This window comes from candidate division TA06 bacterium, from assembly GCA_016208585.1.
Lineage (GTDB): Bacteria > Edwardsbacteria > AC1 > AC1 > EtOH8 > UBA5202.
The window spans coordinates 1-4360 of sequence record JACQXR010000153.1; the positions used below are offsets into that span (position 1 = coordinate 1).

7 protein-coding genes are annotated in these 4360 nt (G+C 54.6%); 6 read left to right on the forward strand and 1 reads right to left on the reverse strand.

Annotated elements, in window-relative coordinates:
- Positions 1 to 418: hypothetical protein (locus tag HY768_11030; protein MBI4727731.1), on the forward strand; the 418-nt coding region annotated here is incomplete at its 5' end.
- A gap of 51 nt (positions 419 to 469) precedes the next feature.
- Complete coding sequence (locus tag HY768_11035; protein ID MBI4727732.1) at positions 470 to 1036, forward strand: pseudouridine synthase; 567 nt, start codon at positions 470 to 472, stop codon at positions 1034 to 1036.
- A gap of 181 nt (positions 1037 to 1217) precedes the next feature.
- Here the strand turns inward: HY768_11035 and HY768_11040 are convergent, their stop codons facing one another.
- A complete protein-coding gene (locus HY768_11040; GenBank protein ID MBI4727733.1) occupies positions 1218 to 1415 on the reverse strand; it encodes a hypothetical protein in 198 nt (65 codons plus the stop codon).
- 29 nt (positions 1416 to 1444) lie between these two features.
- On the opposite strand from HY768_11040, the gene HY768_11045 reads away from it, so the two are divergent.
- The 4 genes from HY768_11045 to HY768_11060 all read left to right on the forward strand — a co-directional run bounded on the left by HY768_11045 (position 1445) and on the right by HY768_11060 (position 4197).
- Entirely contained in the window at positions 1445 to 1783 is a 339-nt protein-coding gene (locus tag HY768_11045; protein MBI4727734.1) for a hypothetical protein, read from the forward strand.
- Between the two features lie 156 nt (positions 1784 to 1939).
- Positions 1940 to 2698, forward strand: coding sequence for an ABC transporter ATP-binding protein (locus HY768_11050; GenBank protein MBI4727735.1), 759 nt, complete (start codon positions 1940 to 1942; stop codon positions 2696 to 2698).
- A 35-nt stretch (positions 2699 to 2733) separates the two neighbouring features.
- Positions 2734 to 3855, forward strand: a complete 1122-nt coding sequence (locus HY768_11055) for a hypothetical protein (GenBank protein ID MBI4727736.1) — start codon at positions 2734 to 2736, stop codon at positions 3853 to 3855.
- A gap of 18 nt (positions 3856 to 3873) precedes the next feature.
- On the forward strand, positions 3874 to 4197 hold the full coding sequence (locus tag HY768_11060; GenBank protein ID MBI4727737.1) for a hypothetical protein: 324 nt from the start codon (positions 3874 to 3876) through the stop codon (positions 4195 to 4197).
- Positions 4198 to 4360 lie beyond the last annotated feature (163 nt).

The following is a 4360-nucleotide window of genomic DNA, read 5'->3' on the forward strand; positions in this document are numbered from 1 at the left end:
CGCCGCGGTCTGCCGGGACACCGTAATCGACAAGCTGAAAACCGCCAAGACCGTCCGGGACGAACAGGTGTATAACGACGACGGCATCGGATTCCTGTTCGCCGCCAACAAGGACACGGTTTACCAGATGTACGTCAATCCGGCATCCGCCATATGGGACCAGCTGATAGACAATACCCGCGATGATTCGGATGAAAAGTGGAACGGAGGCTTCCATGCCAAGTGCGGGATAGGGAAATCGGAATGGGTGATGGAGATGAAGGTGCCCGTGAAGGATATCGGCCTGCCGGCGCCGGACAAGGGCGCCGAGTTAAGGATGAACATCCGACGTAAACAGCAGCGCAACGATCAGTCGGCCCTGTGGATGTATGACTGGTCGTACCTCCCCCGGAACTTCGGTATCGTCAGGTTCAAGTGACGGGGCATGGGACGTCCTGAGTACTGCTGCATATCTGATTCCGCCAAAACAATGCTGATCGCCTTCAACAAACCCTACGGCGTGCTTTCGCAGTTCATCGCCGACGGTTCTAAAAACAGGACTTTGGTCGATTTCGGCTTCCCCAAGTGCGTCTATCCTCTGGGCCGGCTGGACGCCGATTCCGAGGGCCTGTTGCTTTTGTCCGATGAGCCGGAATTGAACGCTTTTTTGCTTAGCCCCAAGCGCGGCCATTCCCGCACCTATTGGGCCCAGGTGGAGAACATCCCTTCGGAACAGGCGTTGAAAATATTGCAAAGCGGCATCGTGATTGAACAATATGAAACCCTGCCCTGTTCGGCCATGATTCTATCTCCCCAACCGGAAATCGCAGAACGTAACCCGCCTATCCGGGTCCGGAAGAACATCCCCGCCTGCTGGATAGAGATCACTTTAACCGAAGGCAAGAACCGTCAGGTGCGCCGGATGACGGCGGCCATAGGTTTTCCTACCCTGCGGTTAGTGCGGATGAAGATCGGAAGCTATCGATTAGGCGGCCTTAAGCCGGGGCAGTGGAAGCCGGTAAGTGCCGGGGAAAGAAAAAAAATATTTAACGGGTAGAAAGGGAAAAAATGAACGCAAAGAAAATCTTCTTTTTTGTCATGCTTCTGGCCGGGTTTTGGGCATGGGTTAAACCGGGCATGGCCCAACAGCCGCTCAAGGGCCAGCTGCGGGTGGCTGATTCCACCTTCATCCAGATGGTAAAGACCACCGACGGTTCCAGCAATGTGGGCTGGATCACTCAGATCGATTCGCTCAATATACAATTAGAGACGGCCGTTACCACGATCTCCATTCCCATCGCAAAGATCACCGCGATAAAAGAGATCCCGGCGGAATCCATCAAGGACGGCGAATACTGGTTTCCCAATACCACCCGGCTGTTCTTCGGGCCGACCGCCCATATGCTAAAAAGCGGAGAGGGATATTTTTCCGACACTAGGTTTTTTTCCCCAGGTGGTGGTGGGAGTGAGCAATTTTATAACCCTGGGCGGGGGGATGTCGCTGTTTCCTGGAGCCGGCCTGGACCACCAGATATTTTACTTTATGCCCAAAGCCGGAATGCCGGTCAACAAAAGGTTTCATCTGGCCGGAGGGGCCTTGATCATCAATATACCGGGTTCCGACCAGGATGTCTCGACGGTGGGCGTGCTTTACGGGGTCGGCACCTACGGCGGACGCGACCGCAGTTTTACCACCGGGCTGGGATACGGTTTTGTGGGCGATGAAATGGCCGACCGGCCGATGGTAATGATAGGCAGCGAGTACCGGGTCTCCCGCAGGGTCTCGCTGGTAACCGAGAACTGAATCTTTCCCGGGCTTGACCAGCCGCTGGTTTCGGGAGGCTTCCGGTTTTTCGGCGAGGGGCTGGCGGTGGACCTGGCCCTGATCAACGTGCTGGGCGAAGACATGCTGTTGCCCGGCCTGCCGTTCATAGATTTTGTTTATAATTTTTAATGTTTCATGCTGCTGGCTGCAAATAATATCTCCAAATCCTTCGGCGGCTTAAAAGCCCTTCAGGATGTCTCCTTTGGCATCGAGCCGGGCCAGATATTCGGGCTGATCGGACCCAACGGCGCCGGAAAAACCACTTTGTTCAATTGCCTCACCGGCGCATACAAGGCCGATCTGGGAAGATTTATTTTTAATGGTGCAGATATTACAGGCTTTTCCGAGGTTAAAATCGCCCAGGCAGGCATATCCAGGACTTTTCAGAATATACGTTTGTTCAAAGAAATGACCGTTTTGGAAAACGTGATGGTGGGCCGCCACCGCTTGGGGCGGGCCGGCCTGGGGAGCGCCCTGGTCCGGAATCGGAAAACCAGGGGCGAGGAAACCGGTATCCGCCAAAACGCCAGGCGACGGCTGGAATTCGTGGAGTTGGCCGGAGCTTCAGGCCTGCTGGCCAAAAATCTGCCTTACGGTCATCAGCGCCGGCTGGAGATCGCCCGGGCTTTGGCCGCGGACCCAGGGTTTTTATGCCTGGACGAGCCGGCCGCCGGAATGAACCCCAGCGAGGTCTCCGGCCTGATGGCCCTGATCCAAAAAATCCGGGACACCGGCGTAACCGTGCTGCTGATAGAGCACCACATGAAGGTGGTGATGGGCATCTGTGACCTGGTGCTGGTCTTGGACGGCGGAGTGAAGATCGCGGAGGGCCGCCCCCCGGAAGTGCGCAGAGAGCCTAAGGTGATCGAGGCTTATCTGGGCCGGCAAGGATGAGATAGATGAATCATATTCTTAAACTGATATACCGAATGGCCGCAATTTTATTGGCGGCGGCGGCCGTATTGCTCCTGTTCAAGGTTTGCCAAAAATACCAACGGGCCAGGGAGCAGGCGGCCCAACAGGAATGGGCAATAGAACTTTCCAACCGGGCAGTGGCCTTTTCCCAAAAAGGGAAGTCTTTGCAGGCCGTCGGCCTCTTGAAACAGGCCCTGCGCCTGGCGCCCGGGGATTCCGGCATCATAGCTAATCTGACCAATGTTTATGGCAATATGATGGTCTTGAACTATCAACAGGGTAACTTTCAAAAAGTGCTGGACCTGGGCGCCGCCGCCAGGCGGGACTCAGCTTTAAGCGCCGTCATATATTATCTTAACGCCCAGGCCTTTTGCCTGGACAACCAAAACGATTCCGCCATTTATCTGCTGGAGACGGCCAATAGCGCACTGCCCTATAATGTTGACATTGCCCAGTGCCTGGCCCAGCTAAAGACTGAAACCCTGACCGAGCAGGGCTTTGAACAGGGGCGCAGCGGTTATTTTGAGATCCGGTTTGAAGGGGCCGAGAACCGGGAGGTGTCCGGCCAGGTGCTGATGCTGCTGGAGGAAATAAGGGACCGGGTGGGCAGCGAACTGGGCCACCGCATCCGGGGCAACACCAGCGTGATCCTATACAGCGGCCAGCAGTTTAGGGACATCACTCAGCTGGCATCCTGGGCCGGCGCCGCCTTTGACGGCAGAATCAGGATCCCGGTGGCCAATTATCAGAACGATCGGGTGCTGCTGAAAAATGTGCTGACCCACGAGTTTACCCACGCCGCCATTTACGATATGACCGGCGGGTGTTGCCCTGCCTGGCTTAACGAGGGACTGGCCATGTTGCTGGAAGGCCTGAAGCCGAAGGAACAGATTTATATTCCCTTGAAAGAACTGCAAAAGCCTTTTACCGGGCTGGAAGCCGGCCAGGCCCTGCTGGCATACAAAGCCAGCCTCTCGGCCTCATATTATCTGACCAGTCAGTATGACTGGGCCTTTATCCGCCTGCTTTTTTCCAAAATGCGGCAGGGTGCTGATTTCGGCCCTGCTTTTAAGGAAGCTTACGGAATAAACGTGGATGAATTTGAACAACGTTGGAAAGAAAACATTGCCAAATAAAAGCACCGAGGCGCTATCATGTTGCGAAAATATCGTCTCGTGGTTCTCGTGGCCGTGCTGGCCCTAGCCTTGTTCTCCTGCACCAAGTGCCAGCCGGAGGAAATTGGCCATGCCCCGGACTCGCCCTGCAACCCCTATCCCCCGGACAGCACCACCAATGTAGAACACACCACCCTGGACGTCACTTTAAGCTGGACCGCCGCCGACCCCAACTCCGGCGATGTTTTGACCTGTGCCCGGTATTTTGACACCCTTAACCCGCCCGAAAACCAGATCGCCGCCGGCTTGACTGCCAGCAGTTATTTTATGACCGGACTTAAACCAGTAGTGTCCGGTCATTGATTTTAGAATAATCTGCAACTCTATATTACCTGAAAAAAGCGTTAATTGTATCTTCCTGAAACAACAATCCGCGCAAACATTGAGTTTCAGGAGGATAGTCCTATAAATAATTTTGCAAACCAGTTGAATTATCGTGATCGAATGCTATCGATTCTTTTAATAA